This window comes from Anoxybacillus ayderensis (assembly GCF_000833605.1).
In the GTDB taxonomy this organism is placed as follows: domain Bacteria; phylum Bacillota; class Bacilli; order Bacillales; family Anoxybacillaceae; genus Anoxybacillus; species Anoxybacillus ayderensis.
In genome coordinates, this window is record NZ_JXTG01000019.1 from 12,417 (window position 1) to 35,352 (window position 22,936).

Consider the following 22,936-nt stretch of genomic DNA (forward strand, 5'->3'; position numbering starts at 1 on the left):
ACTGCCTCAAAAAAATGGGGCAGTTCTTTTAATTTTTTTCCTTTTATCTTGATATACTGATGAAAAACATGTATATTTGTTTGTTGTTCTAACAAGATGATGAAAAAGAAAGGAATTTGAGCGACGATGAGACTTGGAGCCCGCGTCTTTAAAACCGGGATTGCGATTACGTTTGCATTAGTTTTAGCGAAACTGTTGCAGTTGCCTTCTCCTGTGTTTGCTGGTATTTCAGCAGTATTTGCCATGCAGCCAACGATTTACCGTTCATACTTATCTTTAATTGAACAAGTGCAAGCAAATGTCATTGGTGCAGTTTTCGCGATCGTTTTTACGCTTGTTTTCGGGCACGACCCATTTATTATTGGGCTAACCGCCATTTTAGTCATTGCGTTATTTCTTCGTCTTCGTTTAGAATCTTCTATTTCTGTTGCGCTTGTGACAGTTATTGCAATTATGGAATATACCGAAGAACACTTTATTGAATTTGCGCTTATTCGCTTTTCAACCATTATGCTAGGCGTGTTCGCAGCATTTATCGTTAATTTAGTGTTTCTACCGCCAAAATACGAAAAGAAGCTGTATACTAAAATTGTGGAATATACCGAACATATTTTAAAATGGATTCGCATGAATGTACGACACGCGTCTGAACATCATTTATTAAAAGAAGACATCGAAAAATTTAAAGAAAACATGATGAAACTAGACCAACTTTATTTGCTTTACAAAGAAGAACGGACATATTTTCGCAAGCATAAATATAGCAAATCGCGTAAACTTGTGTTATATCGCCAAATGATTGTCGCAACAAATCGAGCGCTAGAAACATTAAAATTGTTGCATCGTTTAGAAAACGAGCTAGCACATACATCTGCTGAACTTCAAGACGCCATAAAAAACGAACTCGACTGTTTGTTAAATTATCACGATCAAATATTGCTAAAGTTCATTGGGAAGGTAAAGTCTGATCCACAATCACAATTCGTTACAGAAGCATGCTCTGGAAAAAAAGGATTAATCCACTCGTTTTTAAACCATTATGCTGAGCAAAGCATTAAGCAAGAAAATTATCAACTATTTCCACTTATCGGAGCAATTATTGAGTATAGCCATCAGCTTGAACATTTAGACACGCTGATCGAAAGCTTCCATCATTACCATAAAGAAGAGCACGTCGTCCCTACCCCAGAGCAAGAATAAAAGATGTCCCGACATACAAACGGGACATCTTTTAGCTTTTCATACGCGGATCAAGCGCATCGCGCAATCCATCCCCCATTAAGTTAAATCCTAATACTGTTAACATGATTGCCAATCCCGGAAAAATCATCGTCCATGGTGCTTGCGTTAAATATGCTTTTGAATCCGCTAGCATTTTCCCCCATTCCGGGTTTGGTGGCTGTGCTCCTAACCCAAGAAATCCGAGGGCTGCCGCTTCAATAATAGCCGTTGCAATCGCAAGCGTGCCTTGAACAATAATAGGCGCCATACTATTCGGCAAAATGTGGTGGAATAAAATGCGCGCATCACTCATGCCAATTGCTTTCGCCGCTGTAATATACTCTTCCTGTTTAATGCTTAATACACGCGAACGAATGAGACGCCCGAAGTTCGGAATGTTAATGACCGCGATCGCAATGAGCGCATTTTTCAATGACGGTCCTAAAACCGCCACAATTCCAATCGCTAATAAAATGCTCGGAAATGCGAGCATAATGTCAAATACGCGCGAAATCACCGCATCAACCCATCGTCCATAGTATCCTGCGATAATTCCAAGTAAAGAGCCGATTACAACCGAACCTAACACAGAAAAAAATCCGACCCATAACGAAATGCGTGCCCCATAAACAACACGAGAAAAAATGTCTCGTCCAAAATCATCTGTTCCAAATATATGATCTTTCGATGGTGCTTGCAAACGCATGGATAGTTGTTGGTCATTCATATCGTACGGAGCGATAAATGGTGCGAAAATGGCAAGCAAAATGAAAAATAGCACAATGCCACTTCCGATGAGCGCCATTTTATTTTTTCGAAAGCGAATCCATCCTTCTTTCCATAACGATGTTGCTTTTTCTTCTTGCTGTACAACATTTCCCTCGTTTCGTGCCAGCTCAGCCAATGCGCTCCCCTCCTTTTAGTTATATTTAATTCGCGGATCAATTGCAGCATATAGAAGGTCAACAATTAAATTAATAAAAATAAAAATCATCGCAACAATTAAAATGCCTGATTGAATGACAGGATAATCACGATAGCCAATCGCTTCATAAATGTACCGACCAATTCCCGGCCAACTAAAAATCGTTTCCGTTAAAATCGCCCCGCCAAGTAACAACCCCATTTGTAAACCGATGACCGTCAATACAGGAATGATCGCATTTTTTAACGAATGCTTGTACACAACCCAAAACATGCTTAATCCTTTCGCACGTGCCGTACGAATATAATCCGACTTCATCACTTCAAGCATGCTTGAACGAGTCATACGAGCAATAATAGCCATTGGAATTGTCGCTAAAGCGACACTTGGAAGCACTAAGTGTTGCAATGTTTGAAAAAACTGATCTGTATTTCCTTGAATCAACGTATCAATGACATATAAATGGGTAATCGGTTCAATTGGATTTCGTACATCTTCTCGTCCAGATGTCGGGAACCAATCTAAGTTAATCGCAAAAATCCATTGTTCCATCAACCCGAGCCAAAAAATAGGCATCGAAACCCCAATCAGCGCTAAAACCATCGCAACATAATCAAACCAAGAGTTTTGAAACCATGCGCTAATAATACCTGCATTGACACCAATCACCACAGCAATGAACATCGCTGCAAGCGATAGTTCTAATGTCGCCGCTAAATATGGCCAAATTTCTTGTGAAACCGCAACCCCCGTGCGAATGGATTCCCCTAAATCCCCTTTTAATAATCCGCCAAGATATTTCATGTATTGAATGTACCACGGTTGGTCTAATCCGAGTTTATGCGTTAACGCCTCTACCGCTTCTTTCGTCGCCTTTTGTCCTAAAATGACTTGCGCAGGATTTCCCGGAATGGCACGAATCATAAAAAACACGACGAGCGACATGCCAAGCAAAACAGGAATGACCGTTAAAATGCGTTTGACCGTATATGAAAACATACGTTTCACTCCTTTCTGACATGATGGAAAGGGAGAGGATTCCCTCCCCTCCCTCAACACAAATGTTATTTAAACTGTACTTTTGTAAATTTATCCGTTCCTGTCGGATGCGGATTAAATCCATCAATGTTTGCCTTACCTGCTAATAACGGTGTTGAGTGTACGAGCGGAATCCATGGTGCGTCTTCTTTAATAATTTCTTGTGCTTTCTTGTACAATTCGTTTCGTTTGTTTTCATCGCTAACTGTTTGTGCTTCGATTAAAATGTTGTGTAACTCATCGTTTGCATAGTACGTGTAGTTGTTGCTGCCAATGCTATCTTTATCAAGCAACGCATATAAGAAGTTGTCTGCATCACCGTTATCGCCCGTCCAACCGAGCAAGAAGGCGTCTGCTTCTCCTTTTGCCACTTTATCTAAGTATGTCGCCCATTCATACGTAACGATTTTTGCTTTTACGCCAATTTTCGCAAAGCTTGCTTGTAACGCTTCGGCTACTTTTTGTCCGTCTGGCATGTATGGACGTGGAACAGGCATCGCCCATAATTCCATTTCAAAGCCGTTTGGATAACCAGCTTCCGCAAGTAATTGTTTTGCTTTTTCTAAATCATACGGATAGTCTTGAATCGCGTCGTTGTAGCCAGGAATGCTTGGCGGTAATGGGTTTTTCGCCGGTTGTGCTTGACCTGCATAAAACGCATCAATAATCGCTTGTTTATCTACCGCATGATTCAACGCTTGACGAACGAGTTTATTGCCTAATGGACCGCGTGTAACAGTTAATCCGACATAACCGACGTTCATCGAAGGACGTTTAAACACTTGGAAATCTTTATTTCCTTCTACTTGAGCTAAATCAGAAGGATTCAAATCTTCCATAATATCAATCTCGCCTTTTAACAACGCATTGAGGCGTGCAGAGTTGTCTGGAATCGATACGAAAATTAACTTATCAAGTTTCGGATGACCTTCTAACCAATATTCCTTGTTTTTCTCAAGCACGATGCGCTCATTGCGCTTCCACTCTTTAAAGACAAATGGACCTGTTCCAACAGGATTTTCACCGAATTTGTCGCCATATTTTTTAATTGCTTCAGGGCTAGCGATCGCAAACGGTACCATCGCAAGATTTTTTAAGAATGGCGCTTGCGGACGTTTTAAAACGAACTGCACCGTATGTTCATCTAACGCTTTTACTTCTTTAATGACATGCCCTTCATCATTTTTGTATCCACCAAACATTGAGCCATAATAAGGGAACGTATCTGCATTCCCGTTTGCCCAACGTTCAAAGTTAAATACAACAGCTTCTGCGTTAAAATCTGTTCCGTCATGGAATTTTACACCTTCACGAAGCTTGAACGTGTACGTTAAGCCGTCGTCAGAAATTGTCCATTCTTCCGCTAATGCTGGTTGAATCGTTGTATCACCATCGTTATAGTCTAGAAGTGTGTCAAAAATGTTTTTTGTTACTTTAAACGATTCACCATCTGTCACTGTTGCTGGATCTAACCCAACAGAGTCACCGCCGCGTCCATAGACGAGCGTCGTTGGCTTTTCGGCTTCTTCCGTTTTGCCTCCACCTGTTTGTTCCGACTTGCCGCAACCTGCAAGCGCAGTCGCTGCTACAAGAAGAAACGTAAGCATGGTTAATAACCATTTTTTCTTCATTTCTTTTCCCCCTTAGTGAATAATATATATTTCATCACCTAGCCATCTTTATGTATAAAGATGGCAGGCGACGTAATGCCCATTTCCAACTTCTTTCCATTCTGGTTTTGTCGTTTTACAAATATCCATACATGCTTGACATCGTGTATGAAAAGCGCAACCTGTTGGTGGATTTGATGGACTCGGTAAATCCCCGGTAAGCAGTTGCTTTTCTTTTTTATATTCCGGATCTGGAATCGGAACAGCTTCAAGCAACGCTTTTGTGTATGGATGTTTCGGATGGCGATATAGCTCTTCGCTGCTAGCGAGTTCAACCATTCGTCCTAAATACATGACGCCAACACGATCGCTAATATGACGCACGACACCAAGGTCGTGAGCGATAAAAATATATGTCAAACCAAACTCTTTTTGTAAATCTTCTAGTAAGTTGAGCACTTGTGCCTGAATAGACACATCTAGTGCTGAAACGGGCTCATCCGCGATAATGAGCTTCGGTTTCGTCATCAATGCGCGAGCGATACCGATACGTTGTCGTTGTCCTCCGCTAAATTGATGCGGATAACGTTTCGCATGATAGCTACTTAATCCAACAACTTCCAACATCTCCCGCACCTTTTTTCGTCGCTCTTCCTTTGACCCAATTCCATGGACGATCAGCGGTTCTTCTAAAATTTTTTCTACTGTATGGCGCGGATTAAGCGATGCAAACGGGTCTTGAAAAATCATTTGCATATCGCGACGCACTTTTCTTAATTGTTGGGGCGATAGTTTTGTCACTTCTTCCTTTTCAAATAAAATAGATCCTTCCGTTGGCTCAATAAGCCGCATAAGCATACGCCCCGTCGTCGATTTTCCGCAGCCGCTCTCCCCGACAATACCTAGCGTTTCTCCTCTGTAAACAACGAACGATAAATCATCGACCGCTTTCACTTGACCAATTTGTTTATTAAATAAACCTGCCGTAATGGGAAAATATTTTTTTAACCCTTTAACTTGTAGTAACGGTTCGTTCATGGATGACGTTTTCCTCCTTTGTATACAAAAAACAACGCGCGCGATGGCCTTGTTCTACTTCGTATAAATCAGGATTTTGGGAAAAGCACCGCTCAAATGCTTGCTCGCATCTTGCCGCAAAACGACAACCTTGTTTAATCGAGCCCGGCTTCGGTACGCTTCCTGGAATAGAATATAAACGTGCTTTTCTTTCCCGAATATCTGGAACAGAACGAATAAGTCCAATCGTATATGGATGTTTTGGATTTCGAAAAATCGTTTGAACATCCCCTTCTTCAATGATTTTTCCCGCATACATAACAACGACGCGATGACACATTTCAGCGACGACTCCTAAATCGTGTGTGATCATCATAATCGCTGTGCCGAATTGTTCGTTTAACTGTTTCATCAAATGTAAAATTTGTGCCTGAATCGTCACGTCTAAAGCAGTCGTTGGCTCGTCTGCAATTAATAAAGATGGATTGCATACCATCGCCATCGCAATCATCACGCGCTGCCGCATGCCTCCTGATAGCTGATGCGGATATTCATCAATGATCTCCTCAGCACGAGGCAAACCGACAAGTTTAAGCATATCAATGGCTCGCTTTCGCGCTTCTAGTTTGCTTATTTTTTCATGAATACGAATCGCTTCAATCATTTGGTTACCGATCGTAAAAAGCGGATTTAACGACGTCATCGGCTCTTGGAAAATCATCGCCATTTCATTCCCACGTATTTCTTTCATCCGTTTTTCCGATGCTAACGCAATATTTTCATGTTTAAACCATATTTCGCCATCTGTAATTTTTCCGATTCCTTTTGGCAACAATCCCATAATAGAGAGCGATGTAACACTTTTTCCACAGCCCGATTCACCGACAACACCTAAAATTTCGCCTTTATTTATGTAAAAGTCTACGCCATCAACCGCAGGAACTTCTCCTTCGTCTGTGAAAAAGCATGTTTTTAAGCTTTTTACTCGTAAAATCGCTTCATCTCCCACGGAAGCCACTCCTTCTATATACAGAAAATTTATATTTTTAAAATAACTTTTATGTTACGTTTCAAATTATTACACGAATATTAAAAAAATACAATAAAAAAATTCAAAAAATTTAATCATTGTTTATAAAAAATAAAAAACAACGGCCATTAGTAAGTAACCGTTGTTTTTTTGTTCATGTATGTATCATTTTCACTTTCTACACATAATAAACTTTTTATACCAATGTTCAACTACTTCAGGGGCAAATGGCCCCTTTTTCTCTTTAATCCATTGAATTAATTTTTGAACATTATTTTTTAAAACTTTATCAATAATTTCAGGGTAGTTCATTTGTTCGCGATGACGCTCATATTCATCGTGATCTAATATGTCGTATTGACCGTTCGGAAATACTTTAATATCTAAGTCATAATCGATGTATTTTAACGCTTCCCCATCCCAAACGTAAGGCGAGCTAATGTTGCAATAGTAATATACTCCTTCAGCGCGAATCATCGCAATAATGTTAAACCAATGTTTTGCATAAAAAAAACAAATGGCCGGCTCACGCGTCACCCACGTTCTCCCATCCGCCTCTGTCACAAGTGTACGATCGTTGCCGCCAATCACTTCTTCTTCGCTTCCTTTTAGCACAACAGTTTCTTTCCATGCACGATGGATATGCCCGTCATGTTTATAACTATGAATTTGAATGATCGCCCCTGTTTGTGGATACTCCATACACATTCCCTACTTTCATTCGACGCTTTTTCCTCTATTATACCGTTAATAAGCAATGAAGAAAAAGAGCATCGGACGAAAACCGATGCCCTTTGCCTGTTATTGATTTTTCTTCGCTTCTGCTTTTGCGTTTTGTTGTTTCACATGTTGAACATCTGTTTCAGTTGAAAACTCTGTTCCGTACTGACCAGCATTTTGCTGTTTCACATGTTGAATGTTTGTTCCTGCAACTGTTTTGTTTGGCTTCATCATTCTCACCTCCACGCTCATTACTTTGTACTATCCGTTTAAAAAATATCCGTATGAATAATTTTTTGTTTCACTTTCTACACTACATAAAGAGGTGAGAACGATGTATATTGGACGCGATTTAACAGCCTTGCAAATGATTCCTAAACAGCAGTGGAAAGATAGCGAGTTAGCGTTTTTTCATCATGCTCTTCAACAAGTCACTCCGTATTTAAACGCGGAGGGACAAACAATGCATCGTGAAATTGTGGAAGAAATTGAAGCAAGAGGCGGTTTACAGCGAAACGAAGCGACATATACGAACGGAACGCGCGTATTTTACGAGTAAAGGCAGTTGCCTTTACTCGTACGCTTGCCATATTTTTTGATATATAACCGGGAACGCATATTGCTTAAGTTCATCGATCGTCACCCATTTATTCGTTTCATCTCCCATTTGTAATTCAAGCGCGTTCCCTTTATATGCTTCAATATGCCATACAACATGGGAAAAGACGTGCTCAAATGAACCGATTCGCTCCATCGAACGAATGACGACATGATATCGTTCACTTATTTCTTTTACAAAGGATTCATCGTTTCGTGTTGGAGCATGTTCATCATTTGGGAATTGCCATAAATTCGCCAATAATCCACGAGGCGGGCGTTTTTGAATGAGTATATTTCCCTTTTCATTCATAAGCACAATGGCACGAAAAGAAACACGTTTCGGGGCTTTCCCTTTTGTTTTTACAGGTAGCTCTGTTTCTACCCCTTCTGCAAACGCACGGCAATGACGCTGAACAGGACATAGAAAGCAACTCGGGTTTTTCGGCGTGCAAACGAGTGCACCAAGTTCCATTAACGCTTGATTAAAATCAGACGGATTGTCGTGTGAAATAATATGGGAAACAATGTTTTCAAACTTTTTTCTTGTACTTCCTTTCGCAATATCGTCTGTTATATAAAAAATGCGCGACAATACTCGCATGACATTTCCATCTACCGCTGGTTCCGGAATGCCATAAGCGATGCTTAACACCGCCCCTGTTGTATAAGGCCCAACCCCTTTTAATGAAGAAAACTGTTCTTTGGACGCAGGTACACACCCTCCGTACTTTTCTTTCACTTCTTTTACCGCTTCATGCAAATGACGAATACGCGAGTAATAGCCGAGCCCTTCCCACGCCTTCAACACTTCTTCTTCCTCTGCTTCAGCTAAGGAGTCTAAAGTCGGGAACTTTTCGATAAAATGATAAAAGTAAGGGATGACTGTATCGACTCGCGTTTGTTGAAGCATCACTTCAGATACCCATATTTTGTAAGGGTCTTTATCTTTTCGCCACGGTAAATCGCGTTGCTCTGTTTGAAACCAATGAATTAAATCATGTTGAAACTGCTTAATATGAAAATGAGCCAATATTTGTTGTACATTTTCTTTCACGTTCATTCCTCCAAGGTGGTAAACTAAAAGTAAGTCCAATCAGAAAAAGGAGGCCTTTTATTTGGATACAGGTACACACGTTTTAATGGGGTTTGCATTAGGTGGATTAGCTACGTTCGATCCAGCGATCGCTAACGATCCGACGCTTGCGCATGCCGTGCTGATCGGCACGCTCGTTGGGTCACAAGCACCTGATATTGACACCGTTTTTAAATTAAAAAATAACGCGAAATATATTCGCAATCATCGTGGCATGACGCATTCGATCCCCGCTTTGTTCATTTGGACGTTGCTCATTAGCGTCACTCTCTTTTATATATATGACACGTCTTTTTTTCATGTAGCCCTTTGGACATTTATCGCCGTCAGTGTACACGTGTTTGTCGATATTTTTAATTCATATGGCACACAAGCGTTACGTCCGTTTTCAAAAAAATGGGTTGCGCTCGGTATCATTAACACGTTCGATCCGTTTATTTTTATCGTCCACTTAGCTGGTATTGTCTTATGGCTAAACGGACATCATGCGGGGTACACGTTTCTAGCTGTATATGTCGTGCTCATTGGTTACTATATCATTCGTTTTCGCCAACAACAAGCAATAAAACGCAAGTTGAAACAAATGTTTCCGGATGTTGAACAAGTCATTACCGTTCCGACAATAAAATGGAACGAATGGCATTTAGCTGTGACGACATCAAACCATTTTTACGTTGCGCGCGCACAAAACGGGACAATTGATGTACTTGACATATTCGAAAAATGTCCGATTCCAGACATCCCAATCATTGAAAAAGCAAAACAAGATGAAAATTTAGCTGCATTTTTATCGTTTTCCCCTGTATATCGTTGGGAAATTCATGAATATAACGATCATTATGAAGTGCGTTTCATCGACTTGCGTTACCGAAGCAAAAATTATTATCCGTTTGTGGCAGTCGTCCAACTCGATCTCGACCTAAATATTGTTAGCTCATATACAGGATGGATTTTTAGCGAAAAGAAATTGCGTAAAAAATTAGAACTTATTCCAAGCTAAAGCAACCTTGCTCGTTCATAAATAGACGTTTATTAACGAATACTATACGTGTGCTCAAAAAGCACGAAATGAACGGCTGGGGGGACTAACATTGAGCAATAAAGAACGAGGCTTTCCAAATCAAAACAATGAAAAATTAGAAGGCGAGCCACGCGCAAAAGCAGAGTACGCATCAAAACGTGCGAACGGCACGATTAATACGCACCCTCAAGAACGAATGCACGCGTCCGATAAACGGGGCGACATCGAGGAGGAATAAAATGGGTAAACATTGGCGTAAAAAATTTTATGATAACCGCTATTCCGATCCGTTCCCACAACCATGGGCAAACCCGAAACACGCTCATGCCCAAGTAAATGGCGAAACACAACAATCACAAAGTTTAATGATTTTACATTCCGAAGTAAGTAAAAGGAAAATTTAATGAAAAAAGAGGTTGGCGGACGTGTCAACCTCTTTTCTTTAGCAATGAAATGGGCAACGCCACTTCGGTGTTCGGATCATTCAAACGATACCCCCATGCGAATACGCCATTTATATATTGAAGTTTAAATAACGACTGCGGATCTCCTTCAATTTCGTAAAATTCTCCCGGTAGAAAGTCATCGGGATTTAATAAGTATGCTTTAGCCATGGCAATTTTCCGCTCATACACAGCGTATTCGTTTACCATTCCCATTTGTTCTGCTTTTCGTGCTTTTTCAGTTAATGTGGCAATCTCTTGTTTTAATTCCCATTCGCTCATTTCACTATACCGTTTTTGGTCCATTCTCCCCACTCCACTTTATGACAACTTCATTTTCATCGTATCATAAAGTGAAGCTAAAATACATAGATCAAGAGAAGGCTAAATATTCCAGTCATCAATACGTAATAAAGCATCGGGATGAGCGTCATACGAATGATCGTTCCTTCTTTCCCAGCTAGACCAACAACGGAAGCCGCTGCAACAACGTTTAATACACAAACCATGTTACCTGCATTCGCCCCTAACATTTGGCCAGCGATGACGATATGATGAGGCACTTGAATTTGATCAGCAATGCTAAATTGGAATAAAGAAAACATCATATTACTAAACGTCGCACTACCGGAAATAAACGAACCAAGGGCCCCAATCAAAGGAGCAACTAACGGCCAAGCAGCCCCTACTCCCCCGGCGACCATCGACGCTAACTCAATTGGCATACTAGCAAGCCCTGCATCGTTTACACCAGAGTTAATAAAAATGCGAACCATCGGCACAGCTGTTCCGAGTGCAATGGCGCTACCGATCAGCGTATATGCCGATTCTTTCATCGTCGCCACGACATCTTCTCGCTTCATTTTATGCATAAAAATCGTAATAAAGATGACGACAAGGAAAATCGTTCCCGGCAAATATAACGGTTCAATCGATGTGCTAATGTTTGTTCCTAAAATGTTGTTGAACTGTATTTTCACAGAACGTAACCATGCTTTTAGCGGCAAGTTTTGCAAACGTGTCAACACTAAAATAAGCGCCACAAGAACATACGGCATCCATGCAAGTAAAAGTGGCATTTCATTTTTTTGTACGTTCGCGACATGTTGTATTCCATCTGTTTTCTTAAAATCCCATGGCTCTTTTGGCAATAAAAATCCTTTTTTCGCTGCCGGGACAACGATCGCTAAACCAATTAACCCACCGATCATGGACGGGAACTCTGGTCCGAGAAAAGAAGCAACGAGAAATGCTGGAAGTGTAAAGCTAAGCCCCGCAAATAAAGCAAACTTCCAAATTTCAAATCCTTCTTTCCACGAACGATTTTCTCCAAAAAAGCGCGTTAAAATAAGCACTAAAATAAGCGGAATGAACGTACCGATTACAATGTCAAATGACACTGCTTGTTTTGCGAGCGTTTGAAGAAACGTAGATAAATCGGCTGTGCCGATCACTTGTTGCACTTGTTGGGCAACAGAATTTCCTTCGCGAAGCCCTTGGTCTACCCCGACAATAATCGGTGTTCCGACTGCACCGAACGAAACAGGGCTACTATCTGCGACAAGGGCAACGACAACCGCAGCAAGTGGCGGAAACCCTAAAGCAACAAGAAGTGGAGCCCCGATGGCTGCAGGCGTTCCAAATCCTGCTGCCCCTTCAATAAACGCACCAAACAACCATGCGATAATGATAACTTGCACACGCCGGTCGCGCGTAATGCCTAAAAATCCGCTTCGAATCGTATCCATCGCTCCACTTTTCGTCAACGTATTTAACAACAAAATCGCACCGAAAATAATCCATAAAATTGAAATAGCTACAATAACACCTTCAATCGTTGCAGCTGCCACTTGAATGCCGGGCATTTTCCAAACAAATAATGATAAAATAACAGTAATAAGAAAACTAATCGGCATCGCTTTTGCCGCCGGTAAACGCAGTAAAACGAGAAAAAGAAAGACAGCCAATACCGGTGTAGAAGCTGTAATCACTTGTAAAAAGCTCATATTGTTCCCCTTTCTTTTTTGTAATATAATGACATAAGACATTATACCATATGTTTGTGCATATATTCACAATGACATTTGACTACTTCTTGACAACTGCTTATGTATACGTTTTCCATATTGTTGTGAATATATGATATACGAAAGGATGAAAGTAATGGAAAGTATCATCATCACAGGGGCTGGAACGGGTCTCGGAAAAGAACTTGCCCTTTTATATGCACAACGAGGGTACGAAATCATTTTAGTCGGGAGAAGAAAGGAGCCACTACAATCTGTCCAAAAACAAATCGAATCTTTTAGAGGAAAAGCAGTCGCTTTTTCTCTTGATATTACAAATAATGAACAAGTGCATAAAGCGGCTGAAACGCTTTGTCAGAAGCATAACGTAACAATGCTCATTAACAATGCGGGTGTCGGTCATTTCGGACCGCTTGAGCAAATGACGGAGCAACATATTCACGAAATGATCGACATTAACGTCAAAGGCACAATATATATGACAAAAGCGTTTCTTCCGTATTTTAAGACGTTGCAGGAAGCAAGTATTATGAACATTATTTCGACGGCTGGTTTGCGCGGCAAAGTAAACGAAAGTGTATATGTCGCAAGTAAATTTGCTGTGCGCGGATTTAGCGAAAGTCTTGTAAAGGAGCTTGCGGGAACGAACGTTGCCGTCACCGCTGTATATATGGGTGGGATGAACACACCTTTTTGGGACGATTGCAACCATATTCAAGATCGCTCTCGTCTTCGTTCTCCTAAACAAGTAGCGGAAACGATCGTAAATGAATACAAACGTCAACCAGAAATAATCGTTGAATAGGAGGAATTAATCCTCCTTTTTCTTTTCCAAAAATTTCTCAATTAACGAAATCGGAAACCCTTTTCGGTATAGTGCTTGTTTCATTTTTTGTTCGTACGTATAACGGTCATATGTTTCATAGCGACGATGTGCCTTTTCTCCATGATATACGAGCGCTTCCCATTGTTCTTCATCGTTTAAAGTGATCTGTTGCTTTACTCTCTCAATGATATGGGCAGGAAAACCTTTCATATGCAGCAGTTGCGCTATATACGCTTTTTGTTCTTGATATGATCGTTTTTTTGATTGTTTATTTACTTTTTCAACCCACTTCATCGCTTTATCCTGTTGCATCTCTTCCGTATAACGCTCCATCGCTTTCGCAATCGTATCTTCACATATTCCTTTATCTATCAGTTCTTTATAAATAACATAAGGCCCTTTCATCGTCGTATTTACTTGCGTTTGTACGTACGCATGTGCAAATTGTTCATCGTCTATATATCGCTCATTTTGTAGCTTCCCCATTACTCGTTCGATCGTCCCATGATCTACTCCTTTTTTTTCTAAATGATCCATAACTTCTTGTTTCGAACGCATACGGTAAGCTAAAAAACGAAGCGCCATCTTATATGCTTGTGTTTCGTCATCTTTTTTTATCATTTCCATCCATTGCTTTTCTGTTATTGTCATTCCTTTTTTCAGCCGATACTCAATCAATACGTCTTGATCAACAGAAACGAGTTGTTTCTCTCCATCTTCTTTGACAAGATGGACGTAAAAACGTTCAGCATTTTTTTTATCTACTTCAATTTTTTCAATTCGCATCGTTGAACACACCTTTTCTTTCTTTTTCTTTTAAAAAAACGCATAATATAAGGAAAGGAGGGAAAATAATGAATATTTTAATTGCTGGAGGAACCGGATTTGTCGGTAAAGCATTGACGACATATTTTACACGAAATGGCCATCATATGTATATATTAACGCGAAACGCTCAAAAACGGGAGAACGATCCGTATGTTCACTATGTGCAATGGCTAACGGACGGGGCGAATCCTATCGAACAATTGCCTTCGATCGATGTTATCATTAATCTAGCTGGTGAATCGATTAATAGTGGACGGTGGAACGAAGCGAGAAAGCGAACCATTGTAGAAAGTCGATTACAAGCAACAAATGCGATATATGACCTTATCACCAATATGAAACAAATGCCAAACGTTGTCATTCAAGCGAGCGCCATTGGCATTTATGGCACATCGCTTGATCAGACGTTTACAGAGCGAAATGAAACGACAGGAACAGACTTTTTAGCTCAAACCGTAAAACGATGGGAAGAAGCTGGACGGCGCATGGAAGCGCTCGGCGTACGAACGGTGTTTATGCGTTTCGGCATTATTTTAGGAAGAGACGGTGGGGCTCTTCCACGCATCGTTCTTCCTTACAAATGGTTCATTGGTGGAACGATTGGCCACGGTAAACAATGGATGTCATGGGTGCATATAGAGGACATCGTTGGTGCTATCGATTTTGTTATTCGACACGAAAACGTATCAGGCCCGATTAACGTCACCGCTCCATATCCTGTAACGATGGAGCAGTTTGGAAAAACGGTGGCAAACATATTACATCGCCCACATTGGCTCTCTGTTCCATCCTTCGCTCTAAAAGTATTATTAGGGGAAATGAGCATGCTTGTGTTAAAAGGACAACGTGTCATCCCAGAAAAACTTCTTCAAGCAGGATATCATTTTTCATTTCCCACTATTGATCAAGCGCTAGCGAACATACTAAAATCGTGACGAATACACTATACGAAAAAGAAATAAAGGAGCTTCTTGGAATGAAAAGCATATTGCTCAAATACGGGATCGTATATCCAATTACTTCTCCTCCGATGAAGGGGGCAGATGTACGTATTGAAAACGGAAAAATCACACATATTGGTTATGATCTTCCTGTTCACGAAGGAACAGAAGTGATCGATGTATCAGGAAAATATGTTTTCCCTGGTTTCATTGATGTGCATACACATCTCGGTTTGTATGATGAAGGAACTGGATGGGCAGGTAACGATGCAAATGAAACGATTGAAACGATGACTCCTCATGTGCGTGCCATTGATAGCGTATATCCGCTCGATCCCGGCTTTCGAGATGCGATCGAACACGGCATTACGACGGTTCATATTATGCCTGGAAGCGCGAATGTCATCGGTGGAACGACGGCAGTCATTAAGACGTATGGGAAAAACGTCGAAAACATGATTATTAAACAACCAGCTGGCTTAAAAATCGCCCTTGGTGAAAACCCGAAACGAATGCATAGTCAAGGGAATAAAGAGTCGCTCACGCGCATGGGCATTATGGGAATGCTTCGCGAAACGTTTTACAACGCGAAATATAGCGATTGGCCGCACGATTTTCGCACGATCCCGATCATTCAAGCATTAAATCGTGAAATTCCGATTCGTGTTCACGCCCATCGCGCTGATGATATTTTATCCGCCATTCGCCTAGCCGACGAGTTTGGGCTTGATTTACGCATCGAACATTGTACAGAAGGACATTTAATCGCTGAGGAGCTACAAGGCCGAAACTTACAAGTGTCTGTCGGACCAACACTAACACGCCGTTCCAAAGTAGAACTAAAAAATAAAAGTTGGAAAACGTACAAAATTTTATGTGATGCAGGTGTTCATGTCTCTATTACTACAGACCATCCGTACACGCCAATTCAATATTTACACATTTGCGCTGCCATCGCTGTGCGCGAAGGGCTTGATGAACAAAAAGCGCTCGAAGGCATTACGATTTTACCAGCACGTAATTTAGGAGTAGACGACCGTGTCGGCAGCTTAGAGGTTGGAAAAGATGCCGATATTGTCGTTTGGAATTACCATCCGTTTCACTATATTGCAACCCCTATATTTACAATGATTAATGGGGAAATAATATACAAAAAAAATTAACAAAAAAACTATTTATTTTTTACACCGTTTCAAGTATGATATAAAAGGTTATATGCGAAATATACGTTCAAAACTATATATCGATGCGACAGTAAGGGAAGGCAAATGGTGCGCCACCAGCAATGTGCTGGTTCTAGTGGGTTCGATTCCCACCCCGAAATTTTTTGATTTGCATAAATTAAAAAATTTCGAGGGTGGCTCGTTCCCTATGGTCGACTGCCCTCGTGAATGGAGGGAGATTCGATGTTAAAAAAACGCGAACTACAAGATTGTCAAGCGTTATACGAGCTTATGGTGCACCCAGACGTCTTCCCTTTCGTGCGCCATAAAGCAAATTCATACGAAGAATTTTTGTTTATAACGAAGCAAACGATTGAAGCCGAAGAACGCGGTGAACTTATTTCGCGCACCATTTTAGATGAGTGGGGCAATCCGATTGGAACGATTAACTTATTTGACATTGAAGATGGTGCTGGTTTTTTAGGCACATGGCTTGGAAAGCCGTATCATGGGAAAGGTTACAATCAAATCGCAAAAGACGCCTTCTTTCATGAACTGTTTTACGAACGTTCCATCAACACGATCTTCATGCGCATTCGCAAAGTCAACGTCCGCTCCACAAAAGCCGCTGAAAAACTTCCTTACGTCACCCTTGCTAATGAAACGAGAAAGCAATTATGGGAAGCAATAAACCAAGGCGAAGATATATATAACTTATATGAAATTTCAAAGGACAACTATACGTTGTACGCGATGCGCCAACAAAAACTTGACGATGAACAACAGCGAAAAGAAGCATAACCTGTTCTGTGCGAACAGGTTTTTTTATTTGGATAATTTTTTATTTTTCTGTTCATAATGTTAACGTGACATTTTTATAAAAGCGAGGGATACATATGCCTGACAAAAAGAAACGTGAAAAAACAAAAAGTACGCTCTCTAGCGCACAAGAAGTGACATACGCCCGCGACTTTAAGCGTGCCGATCAAGCTGGAGGATTCACCGCCAAGCACGCACGCCATTAACAACATTCTCCATTCATTTTTTTCTCTATTCGTCACATGCTAGTAGCGAAAAAATAACGAGGAGGCAATTCACATGGGACGTTCACGCGGTCAAAAGGCGCGCGATAAAAACAAGGCGACGATGCCACAAGTGCCAAAGACGATGAAATCAGACGGACATGATGTAGAGTTTTCGGCAGAATTTGCTGATCACGAAGATTTAGAAGCGCAAGCTCGCGCCGAAGCGGCTGGCATTCGCCAAAGTAAAAAGAGAAAATCTTAAGAGACGAAGAAGGTGTCCGAATGTCGGGACACCTTCTTTCCTAACCTCGTAACTCGTACTACACTCTAAATTTCGCCACTTCACTTCTTAATTTCTCGGCCATTTCAGCTAACGATGTAGCTGCGGACATGATTTCTTCACTATATGACTAAAACAGAAACTTTATATGATGTCAACGCCCAAACTAAATTTTTAACTTTTTATCCAAAAATATTTTTCTTTTTTTGAACGTTTTATTTGCGATATTTTTCTCAAATAAAATACATGCTACATTACATATGTACAGACCAAAAAGTCCTTTTTTGCTTAGAAGGAGGATTATAATCATGAAAGCTGCAGTTGTGGAACAATTTAAAGAACCATTAAAAATTAAAGAAGTAGAAAAACCAACGATTTCATACGGTGAAGTGCTATATAGATGCAATTTGGAACTTTAACGTTTTCGTCTTTTATGGAGTAATCAGTATTTTTCGTCAGCCATAAGTCAAACCTTCCAGTTGTATTTATATAGTACGTCTTAAATGTCGAAGTACAACCGCTTGAAAACATTAACGACGTGTTCGACCGCATGTTAAAAGGACAAATTAACGGTCGCGTCGTGTTAAAAGTAGATTAAAAGAAGGCGTCACTCGGCGCCTTCTCGTTCAATTTCAACAGAAAACACTTGATGGTCATGAAGCTCTTCCTTAATTACGTCCCACAAAAATTACGTCCCACAAAACGTCCGATACGGCCGATCAGACGGCTCAGGAGGTATAGCATATTGTTCTTGTTCTTTCGTGTATGCATACGGATGTTGCAACGCATGAAGCAACTGCTCCATGACCGTATAATCCCCGCGTTCAACCGCCGCCGTCAGCGCTTCTTCGACCCGATAGTTGCGCGGAATGATCGCCGGGTTGTTTTGCCGCATTCGTTCATACACTTCATCTTTTGTTACGCCTTGACGGGCGATTCTTTCCTGCCAACGTGCATACCAATCACGAAACTGTTGTTCGCAAAAATTCCACTCGTCTAACGTTAATGAGCGAAACGTATTCGTATAGTCAACCCGATAAGTATACATAAGATGAAGCAACTCCCCAATAAGCTTTTTGTCTTCCTCCTCTTTCGTAAAAAGCCCGAGTTTTGCCCGCATCCCTTCTAGCCAATACGTTTCATACAATGCTGGAAATTGTTCAATGACTTTTTGCGCAAGCTCAATCGCTTTTTCCTCTTCGTCATGTAAAAGCGGTAGTACACTTTCTGCAAAACGGGCGATGTTCCATCCAGCGATATATGGCTGATTTCCGTACGCATACCGCCCTTGAGTATCAATCGAACTAAACACCGTCTTCAGATCGTATACGTCCATAAACGCACACGGTCCGTAATCAATCGTCTCTCCGCTAATCGTCATATTATCGGTGTTCATCACCCCATGAATAAACCCGGCCAATTGCCATTTCGCCACAAGTGCCGCCTGCTTTTTCATCACTTCTTCAAGTAAAAAAACATAGCGGTTGGACGCATGTTCCCCGTTCGGATAATGTCGCTTGATCGCATAGTCGGCTAACGCTTGCAATTCCTCTTTAGATAAAAAACGCGCCGCATATTGAAACGTCCCGACACGTACATGGCTCGCAGCCACGCGCGTCAAAATCGCTCCCGGAAGTTCCGTCTCTCGCATCACAACTTCCCCTGTCGTCACGACCGCTAAACTTCTCGTCGTCGGGATCCGAAGCGCGTCCATCGCCTCGCTAATGATATACTCCCGAAGCATCGGTCCAAGCGCCGCTCGACCATCCCCACCACGCGAATACGGCGTCCGCCCTGAACCTTTTAGCTGAATATCCACCCGTTCTCCACTTGGCGTCACATGTTCCCCAAGCAAAATGGCACGCCCATCGCCAAGCATATTAAAATATCCAAACTGATGTCCTGCATACGCCTGCGCCAAAGGCTCCGCACCTTCAGGAATTCGATTTCCGGCAAACACCGCCACCCCATCCTCGCTCGCTAGCGCCTCCGCACATAGCCCAAGTTCCCCTGCCAGCGAACGATTGAGCACAGCCATCTTCGGATCACGAACAGGCGTCGGATATATTTTCGTAAAAAACCGCTCAGGCAAGCGGGCATAACTATTGTCAAAGTTCCAGTTCGCGTCCAACGTGCTTCCTCCCTTATGAAATGTTCAAATGATGGTTGTATGTATTAGTATATCCTATTTTCTTTCATCGTGCTGTGTGGGAATGCATGACGTCAATTTTGTTCGTTTAATTCGATAGTGAAAAATTGAAGATGAAACACGATACAACATGCGAAGAAAAAAGAATATCAAGCGAACAGTGCCTGGCACCATTAATTGACGGTCACCTTCTAATTATATATAATAACCACATAACAGTTAAAAAAATATTTTAACTTTTATGGGGGTATAAATTTGTATAGCATTAGTAAAGAAAAAGTTAGGAAGTATATGACGAAATCAGGAATTTCTACACAAAAAGAACTTGCGGAAAAGATGGGAATTAGTAAAAATCAATTATCTATGCTCCTTTCCCCTAATTTCAATCCTATCAAGTCAAATGCCTTAAAACTTTGCCATACACTTGGAGTAGAAATTGAAGATATCATTTATTCCGAGCAACTGGAGCTTGATTTAGGAGATATAGATACAAAAGCTGATGTTGAAACAGAAAATACCGTTAATGTTTTTCACTATGAAGGCTCTCATAGTGTAGAAGTGAGAGATATCGTTGCTGATAAACAGTACACAGCTGTTGAATTATTTGCAGGTGCTGGGGGGTTAGCCCTTGGGCTTGAAATGGCAGGTTTTCACTCCTTGGGGCTAGTAGAAATTGATAAATATGCTTGCCAAACATTAAGAAAAAATCGACCTCATTGGAACGTAATCGAAAAAGATATTATTGAAGTGGCTGAGCATGGAATAAAAAACTTTATCAATAACTGTCCAAACGATATCGATCTATTATCTGGAGGGTATCCTTGCCAGGCTTTTAGCTATGCAGGGAAAAAACTAGGGCTAAATGATGCAAGAGGAACGCTATTTTACTATTACGCAAAAATTCTGCAAGAACTGCAACCAAAAATGTTTTTAGCCGAAAATGTAAAGGGGCTTGTCAACCACGACAACGGAAAAACATTAGCAACCATGCTCTCCGTTTTTGAAGAAATAGGCTACAACGTTCAATGGAAAGTATTGAATGCTTTAGACTATGATGTAGCACAAAAAAGAGAACGAATATTCATTATAGGGATAAGAAAAGATTTAGTTGAAAAATATAGCGTTTCTTATCGTTTTCCTAAACCGTATGGATATACGCTGACATTAAGGGATGTCTTGCAAGATGTTCCTCCATCCGAGGGCGCTAAATACCCTGAAGAAAAGAGAAAAGTTCTTGAACTTGTTCCCCCTGGCGGTTATTGGAGAGATCTCCCAGAAGAAATCGCCAAACAGTACATGGGAAAAAGTTACTACTCAGGTGGCGGAAGAACCGGGATGGCGCGAAGATTGTCATGGGACGAACCATGCCTAACATTAACATGTTCTCCTGCCCAAAAACAAACGGAAAGATGCCATCCAGAAGAAACAAGGCCTTTTACTGTCAGAGAATATGCAAGAATACAAAGTTTCCCTGACGATTGGATATTTGATTGCTCGATGAACAATGCTTATAAACAGATTGGTAACGCTGTTCCCGTTCATATGGCTAAAGCTGTAGGTTTATCTATCGTAAAAGTTTTGAACGAAATTAACAAAAAGGGGAATGCCTAGGCATTCCCCTTTGCTTTATATTTCTAGCTATCGGCGTTCAACGTTTCCTCGATCTCTTTTGCGAGCTGTTCAATAATCTCTTCGATTAGCTTTGAAGAGTCAAATTCTGTTGCAACTTCCCCTATCGCATCTGTTAATCTTTGATAAAAGTTTTCAATCCCCGTAATTCTGTACCAAAACTCTTGTCCAACAATGACAGGATATTCTTGATTAATTTTTTGATAATGACCGCTTAACTGATCAGGTGTACCATAAAGAACACCAACGACTAAATCAGTGAAGCCAATATGAAGATTATTCGTCCTCGCAAGCCTTTTAACACCTGCAAAATGATTCTTTATCGTTTCTACATCGTCTTTATTAATGGTGTTGGGTCCTGCTTTTACTTGACAATATTTTCTTCTTCCATCTACTTTATCAATAAATTCAATGTCTATCCCTGCTGTAGTAGAAGCAAAGCTCCCCAGTACTTCACTACAAAATTTTTGGAGTTTATTCCCAAACGTTGTGTTAATAGATGTCCCCAATACTCTTGGATACACCAACGCCTTTGCAATGCTAACAGGATCGTCATTCCCTGTTAAAAATCTCGCTTTATACTTGTCTAAAAACGGGTTCAAATGGAACTCCTTTAATTTCTTCAACTTTTTTGTATTACGTATATGGCTAGAAGCGATTTCTTTCCTAAAAAATTCTTTCGCTCTTTCAATCATTTCGTTCGATTCTTCTTCACTCAATACATTTACATGTGACGTTTCTCCCGACATTTCCATCCCTCCTACAAACACCCTCTACTTTTATATTAACATTTCTACCCTCCAAAATGTGTTAAAGTAGCATCAATTTATTTGAGTTTTTGGCGAACAGTGCCAGGCACTGTTCGCCTTAATACTAGATGTTATAGGTGTAAATGAAATGTTTTGTAAATACATGCATTGTTATCATATAGTGATAAAAAGTATACTATTGGTTTATAATAGAGAATGGAGGTGGAATAAATGGGACATGTTTGTGGCAAAATGTATAACTGTGAAAAAGAATTGACACTTGCTGTTATTGGCGGTAAATGGAAAATGCTTATTTTATGGCATCTAGGAAAAGGTGGGACGAAGCGGTTTGGCGAACTGAAGGCTCTCATGCCGGGGATCACCCAACGAATGCTTGTTAACCAGCTGCGAGAACTGGAAGCAGACCTTATTGTTGAACGCAAAGTCTATCCAGTAGTTCCTCCAAAAGTAGAATATTCACTGACTGAACATGGAAAAAGTCTAATGCCAATTCTCGATGCTATGTATGAGTGGGGTAAAAATTATATGGAGACGGTCGTGAAGGGCCAAGTAAAAATCAATGAGTCCACCAAATAAAAAA

The 22,936-nt window shown here is 40.8% G+C and carries 26 protein-coding genes; 13 read left to right on the top strand and 13 right to left on the bottom strand.

Translation table 11 applies throughout. The features are described from left to right. Positions 1 to 126 precede the first annotated feature (126 nt). Complete coding sequence (locus tag JV16_RS12455) at positions 127 to 1,200, top strand: FUSC family protein (protein WP_021095993.1); 1,074 nt, start codon at positions 127 to 129, stop codon at positions 1,198 to 1,200. A 31-nt stretch (positions 1,201 to 1,231) separates the two neighbouring features. On the opposite strand, the gene nikC is transcribed toward JV16_RS12455, so the two are convergent. The 7 genes from nikC to JV16_RS12490 all read right to left on the bottom strand — a co-directional run bounded on the left by nikC (position 1,232) and on the right by JV16_RS12490 (position 7,795). After that, entirely contained in the window at positions 1,232 to 2,125 is an 894-nt protein-coding gene (gene nikC, locus JV16_RS12460; protein ID WP_021095994.1) for a nickel transporter permease, read from the bottom strand. 15 nt (positions 2,126 to 2,140) lie between these two features. After that, a complete protein-coding gene (locus JV16_RS12465) occupies positions 2,141 to 3,145 on the bottom strand; it encodes an ABC transporter permease (RefSeq protein WP_009360861.1) in 1,005 nt (334 codons plus the stop codon). Between the two features lie 65 nt (positions 3,146 to 3,210). Continuing rightward, entirely contained in the window at positions 3,211 to 4,815 is a 1,605-nt protein-coding gene (locus JV16_RS12470; RefSeq protein WP_021095995.1) for an ABC transporter substrate-binding protein, read from the bottom strand. A 48-nt stretch (positions 4,816 to 4,863) separates the two neighbouring features. Then, positions 4,864 to 5,832 (bottom strand): ABC transporter ATP-binding protein, encoded by a 969-nt coding sequence (locus tag JV16_RS12475; protein ID WP_021095763.1) that lies wholly within the window; start codon positions 5,830 to 5,832, stop codon positions 4,864 to 4,866. Further along, on the bottom strand, positions 5,807 to 6,820 hold the full coding sequence (locus JV16_RS12480; RefSeq protein ID WP_021095762.1) for an ABC transporter ATP-binding protein: 1,014 nt from the start codon (positions 6,818 to 6,820) through the stop codon (positions 5,807 to 5,809). The genes JV16_RS12475 and JV16_RS12480 overlap by 26 nt, the downstream gene beginning before the upstream one ends. Positions 6,821 to 7,012: 192 nt before the next feature. After that, a complete protein-coding gene (ntdP, locus tag JV16_RS12485) occupies positions 7,013 to 7,543 on the bottom strand; it encodes a nucleoside tri-diphosphate phosphatase (protein ID WP_021095761.1) in 531 nt (176 codons plus the stop codon). A 99-nt stretch (positions 7,544 to 7,642) separates the two neighbouring features. After that, positions 7,643 to 7,795 carry a gamma-type small acid-soluble spore protein gene (locus JV16_RS12490; RefSeq protein ID WP_021095760.1) on the bottom strand — a complete coding sequence of 51 codons (153 nt, stop codon included), beginning with the start codon at positions 7,793 to 7,795 and terminating at the stop codon, positions 7,643 to 7,645. Positions 7,796 to 7,895: 100 nt separating this feature from the next. Here JV16_RS12490 and JV16_RS12495 point away from each other — a divergent pair, with 100 nt between their 5' ends. After that, positions 7,896 to 8,120, top strand: coding sequence for a hypothetical protein (locus JV16_RS12495; protein WP_021095759.1), 225 nt, complete (start codon positions 7,896 to 7,898; stop codon positions 8,118 to 8,120). Positions 8,121 to 8,132: 12 nt separating this feature from the next. Here JV16_RS12495 and mutY read toward each other — a convergent pair whose 3' ends face one another. Beyond that, complete coding sequence (mutY, locus tag JV16_RS12500; RefSeq protein WP_035063560.1) at positions 8,133 to 9,221, bottom strand: A/G-specific adenine glycosylase; 1,089 nt, start codon at positions 9,219 to 9,221, stop codon at positions 8,133 to 8,135. Between the two features lie 55 nt (positions 9,222 to 9,276). Here mutY and JV16_RS12505 point away from each other — a divergent pair, with 55 nt between their 5' ends. The 3 genes from JV16_RS12505 to JV16_RS15355 all read left to right on the top strand — a co-directional run bounded on the left by JV16_RS12505 (position 9,277) and on the right by JV16_RS15355 (position 10,679). After that, entirely contained in the window at positions 9,277 to 10,254 is a 978-nt protein-coding gene (locus JV16_RS12505; protein WP_021095757.1) for a metal-dependent hydrolase, read from the top strand. 91 nt (positions 10,255 to 10,345) lie between these two features. Next, positions 10,346 to 10,513 (top strand): small, acid-soluble spore protein K, encoded by a 168-nt coding sequence (locus JV16_RS12510; RefSeq protein WP_035063558.1) that lies wholly within the window; start codon positions 10,346 to 10,348, stop codon positions 10,511 to 10,513. 1 nt (position 10,514) lies between these two features. After that, positions 10,515 to 10,679 (top strand): YpzG family protein, encoded by a 165-nt coding sequence (locus JV16_RS15355; protein WP_006322047.1) that lies wholly within the window; start codon positions 10,515 to 10,517, stop codon positions 10,677 to 10,679. A 24-nt stretch (positions 10,680 to 10,703) separates the two neighbouring features. Here JV16_RS15355 and JV16_RS12515 read toward each other — a convergent pair whose 3' ends face one another. Beyond that, positions 10,704 to 11,024 carry a YfhH family protein gene (locus JV16_RS12515; protein ID WP_021095756.1) on the bottom strand — a complete coding sequence of 107 codons (321 nt, stop codon included), beginning with the start codon at positions 11,022 to 11,024 and terminating at the stop codon, positions 10,704 to 10,706. 53 nt (positions 11,025 to 11,077) lie between these two features. Beyond that, the gene (locus tag JV16_RS12520; RefSeq protein WP_021095755.1) at positions 11,078 to 12,724 is read right to left on the bottom strand and encodes an L-lactate permease; all 1,647 of its coding nucleotides are present in this window, start codon (positions 12,722 to 12,724) and stop codon (positions 11,078 to 11,080) included. A gap of 157 nt (positions 12,725 to 12,881) precedes the next feature. On the opposite strand from JV16_RS12520, the gene JV16_RS12525 reads away from it, so the two are divergent. Next, the gene (locus JV16_RS12525; protein ID WP_021095754.1) at positions 12,882 to 13,550 is read left to right on the top strand and encodes an SDR family NAD(P)-dependent oxidoreductase; all 669 of its coding nucleotides are present in this window, start codon (positions 12,882 to 12,884) and stop codon (positions 13,548 to 13,550) included. 6 nt (positions 13,551 to 13,556) lie between these two features. Here JV16_RS12525 and recX read toward each other — a convergent pair whose 3' ends face one another. Then, positions 13,557 to 14,357, bottom strand: coding sequence for a recombination regulator RecX (gene recX, locus JV16_RS12530; RefSeq protein WP_021095753.1), 801 nt, complete (start codon positions 14,355 to 14,357; stop codon positions 13,557 to 13,559). Between the two features lie 68 nt (positions 14,358 to 14,425). On the opposite strand from recX, the gene JV16_RS12535 reads away from it, so the two are divergent. The 5 genes from JV16_RS12535 (at position 14,426) to JV16_RS12550 (ending at position 17,790) form a co-directional block, all read left to right on the top strand. Continuing rightward, positions 14,426 to 15,334, top strand: coding sequence for a TIGR01777 family oxidoreductase (locus JV16_RS12535; protein ID WP_042536099.1), 909 nt, complete (start codon positions 14,426 to 14,428; stop codon positions 15,332 to 15,334). 41 nt (positions 15,335 to 15,375) lie between these two features. Beyond that, the gene (locus JV16_RS12540) at positions 15,376 to 16,503 is read left to right on the top strand and encodes an amidohydrolase (protein ID WP_042536101.1); all 1,128 of its coding nucleotides are present in this window, start codon (positions 15,376 to 15,378) and stop codon (positions 16,501 to 16,503) included. Between the two features lie 243 nt (positions 16,504 to 16,746). Beyond that, positions 16,747 to 17,304, top strand: a complete 558-nt coding sequence (locus tag JV16_RS12545; RefSeq protein ID WP_042536102.1) for a GNAT family N-acetyltransferase — start codon at positions 16,747 to 16,749, stop codon at positions 17,302 to 17,304. A gap of 95 nt (positions 17,305 to 17,399) precedes the next feature. After that, positions 17,400 to 17,528 (top strand): YfhE family protein, encoded by a 129-nt coding sequence (locus JV16_RS15360; protein ID WP_084220365.1) that lies wholly within the window; start codon positions 17,400 to 17,402, stop codon positions 17,526 to 17,528. A gap of 73 nt (positions 17,529 to 17,601) precedes the next feature. Further along, a complete protein-coding gene (locus tag JV16_RS12550) occupies positions 17,602 to 17,790 on the top strand; it encodes a YfhD family protein (protein WP_042536104.1) in 189 nt (62 codons plus the stop codon). 706 nt (positions 17,791 to 18,496) lie between these two features. Here the strand turns inward: JV16_RS12550 and JV16_RS12555 are convergent. Next, positions 18,497 to 19,939 carry a protein adenylyltransferase SelO gene (locus JV16_RS12555; protein WP_042536106.1) on the bottom strand — a complete coding sequence of 481 codons (1,443 nt, stop codon included), beginning with the start codon at positions 19,937 to 19,939 and terminating at the stop codon, positions 18,497 to 18,499. Positions 19,940 to 20,212: 273 nt separating this feature from the next. Between JV16_RS12555 and JV16_RS12560 the strand changes: the two genes are divergently transcribed. Continuing rightward, the gene (locus tag JV16_RS12560) at positions 20,213 to 21,568 is read left to right on the top strand and encodes a DNA cytosine methyltransferase (RefSeq protein ID WP_244149303.1); all 1,356 of its coding nucleotides are present in this window, start codon (positions 20,213 to 20,215) and stop codon (positions 21,566 to 21,568) included. Positions 21,569 to 21,591: 23 nt separating this feature from the next. Here the strand turns inward: JV16_RS12560 and JV16_RS12565 are convergent, their stop codons facing one another. Beyond that, on the bottom strand, positions 21,592 to 22,335 hold the full coding sequence (locus JV16_RS12565) for a PmeII family type II restriction endonuclease (RefSeq protein WP_021095850.1): 744 nt from the start codon (positions 22,333 to 22,335) through the stop codon (positions 21,592 to 21,594). Between the two features lie 231 nt (positions 22,336 to 22,566). Here JV16_RS12565 and hxlR point away from each other — a divergent pair, with 231 nt between their 5' ends. Continuing rightward, positions 22,567 to 22,932 (top strand): transcriptional activator HxlR, encoded by a 366-nt coding sequence (hxlR, locus tag JV16_RS12570; RefSeq protein ID WP_021095848.1) that lies wholly within the window; start codon positions 22,567 to 22,569, stop codon positions 22,930 to 22,932. Positions 22,933 to 22,936 lie beyond the last annotated feature (4 nt).